This is a genomic window from Clostridium sp. AF29-8BH, assembly GCF_003478145.1.
GTDB lineage: Bacteria > Bacillota > Clostridia > Lachnospirales > Lachnospiraceae > Otoolea > Otoolea fessa.
The window spans coordinates 1-2321 of sequence record NZ_QUEL01000052.1; the positions used below are offsets into that span (position 1 = coordinate 1).

Annotated in this window: 2 protein-coding genes and 4 pseudogenes; all 6 read left to right on the plus strand. The window is 34.6% G+C overall.

Going from position 1 to position 2321, the window contains the following annotated elements:
* A pseudogene (locus DWZ16_RS15145) lies at positions 1-89 on the plus strand (LPS biosynthesis protein); the annotation flags it as partial.
* A 73-nt stretch (positions 90-162) separates the two neighbouring features.
* A pseudogene (locus DWZ16_RS15150) lies at positions 163-920 on the plus strand (class I SAM-dependent methyltransferase).
* Between the two features lie 37 nt (positions 921-957).
* The gene (locus DWZ16_RS15155) at positions 958-1530 is read left to right on the plus strand and encodes an HD domain-containing protein (RefSeq protein ID WP_118523182.1); all 573 of its coding nucleotides are present in this window, start codon (positions 958-960) and stop codon (positions 1528-1530) included.
* A 62-nt stretch (positions 1531-1592) separates the two neighbouring features.
* Positions 1593-1835, plus strand: a pseudogene (locus DWZ16_RS15160) (GNAT family N-acetyltransferase); the annotation flags it as partial.
* A gap of 51 nt (positions 1836-1886) precedes the next feature.
* Positions 1887-2123, plus strand: coding sequence for a hypothetical protein (locus tag DWZ16_RS15165; protein ID WP_055060928.1), 237 nt, complete (start codon positions 1887-1889; stop codon positions 2121-2123).
* Positions 2124-2176: 53 nt separating this feature from the next.
* Positions 2177-2321: pseudogene (locus tag DWZ16_RS15170) on the plus strand (peptidase E); the annotation flags it as partial.

The following is a 2321-nucleotide window of genomic DNA, read 5'->3' on the forward strand; positions in this document are numbered from 1 at the left end:
TTAATAAAAAATTGAAATTGATGTCAGAATTAACAGAGCATACCTTGGCAAATGAAATAGAAGCTCCACATGAGATTTTAAGAAAATAGGCAAGTCAAATTCCCGTTTATTGGGAAGTCGCAGAGAACGAAAAATCGGAAGTTTACAGCGAGGTGAAAGAGGTTGAATTATGTAGAATATGGAAAAGAAAACAAATATGATGATAATATATTTTTCAAAAATACAGTCAAATGAGTCGCTCACAGCAGGGACTAGCCGGTGCAGGAGAATGGGAAACATTGAGAAAGCTGCTGCCGGATTTTAAAGATAAGCGTGTGCTTGATTTAGGATGCGGCTATGGATGGCACTGTATTTATGCGATGGAACACGGAGCGTCTTCTGTTGTGGGTGTTGATATTTCTCATAAAATGCTCGAGGTAGCCAAAGAAAAAACACATTTTCCACAGGTTGAATATAAATGCTGTGCTATAGAAGATGTGGAATTCCCAGAGAAGAGTTTTGATGTAATATTAAGTTCACTTGCGTTTCACTATGTAGCAGATTATGAGATTTTAGTAAAAAAGATATATAGAATACTGAAGTCTGGTGGTAAGCTAGTTTTTACGGTTGAACATCCTGTTTTTACTGCCTATGGAACACAAGACTGGCATTATAACGAAAAAGGAGAAATACTGCATTTTCCGGTGGATAATTATTATTATGAGGGCAAACGGACAGCTGTCTTTTTGGGAGAAAAGGTTACAAAATATCATAGAACACTGACCACATATCTAAATACACTGCTTTCAAATGGTTTTATAATAAATCATATTGTGGAGCCGCAGCCGCCGGAATACATGATGGATATTCCGGGGATGCAGGATGAAATGCGCCGTCCCATGATGCTGATTGTATCGGCGAACAAAAAAGTGGATAGATAGAACTAAAACACCTATAAGGTATAAATGGAGGTAATTTATGTTTAAAGAAAAAATTATTATAGAGATGAAAGAAGTATTCAAAGAAATTCCTTTTGGCATAGAGCATACTCTCAAAGTTTTGAAAAATGCAGAAGATATAATGAAAGGAGAAAATATCGGAGAGGAAGAAAAAGAATTCATCAGTATTATTGCTATACTACATGATATTGGTGCGGTTGAAGCACAAAAAAAATACGGTTCTATTGATGGTGTCTATCAAGAAAAGGAAGGACCAGAAGTAGCGAAAGAAATATTAAAAAAGGTAGGCTATAACAAAAATATTGATAGAATATGCTTTATAATAGGCAACCATCATACTCCATCTAAAATTGATGGACTTGATTTTCAAATACAATGGGAAGCTGATTTGCTTGAAAATTTAACGGTTATGGATAAAGAAAAAGAACAGGAAAAGATAAAAAAGTGTATAGATGAAAACTTTAAAACAAACACAGGAAAAAGGATAGCTTATAAAGAAAAAGAACAGGAAAAGATAAAAAAGTGTATAGATGAAAACTTTAAAACAAACACAGGAAAAAGGATAGCTTATAATCGCTTTATTTTAGATTAGTAGTAGATTATTACAGTTATGTATTTTATATCGCAAAGAAAAAATAGTAGTTAAGTTTAACCCTAGGGTTAAATGATGAATATGTTGAGGGCATTTTTGTTTCTGGTGAAATGCAATCGCAGGGTATAGGTAAAATTCTGCTGAATTATGCAAAGGACAAAAGGAGTAAGTTGTACTTGAACGTATACCAAAAGAATGCACGGGCAATATCTTTTTATAAGAGAGAAGGATTTGAGATTCAGCATAGTGGCTTAGATGAGGCTACCGGAGAAAAAGATTATGTAATGACATGGCAACACAAATAGAAATTCCAGTTTTTGAAACTGAGAAATCGCAATTTAAGGAGGCAAAGTACAATGAAAAAAGCTATTATTATGATGATTGTGGTATTTGCTTTAGTTGTTTGGCCGTTCAGCGGTGTGTGGCAGCTCTTGTCTGGCATCATTGGCGGTGGAGTCCGAGAATCCTTTATTTATCCGATTTATGGTGGAATTATTCTTCTTTCAGGTATTATAGTCGTTTGTACTGAACTCATTCTGGAAGAAATCAAATCGTTAAAAGACGATATAAAAGATAAAAAAGAAGGATGCTGACAACTCCAAGTTTGGAGAATTGAGAAAATCGGAATTTATAAAGGAGAATATTGATGAAACTATTTTTATGTTCGCACTTTTCAAGTGTGGGAAGTCTGATAAAGGAAGAAATTGAAAATAAGAAAGTCGCATTTATTCCAACAGCTTCACTGCGTGAAGGCTACACCGGTTATGTCGGCTCGGCTCGAAAATTATTCA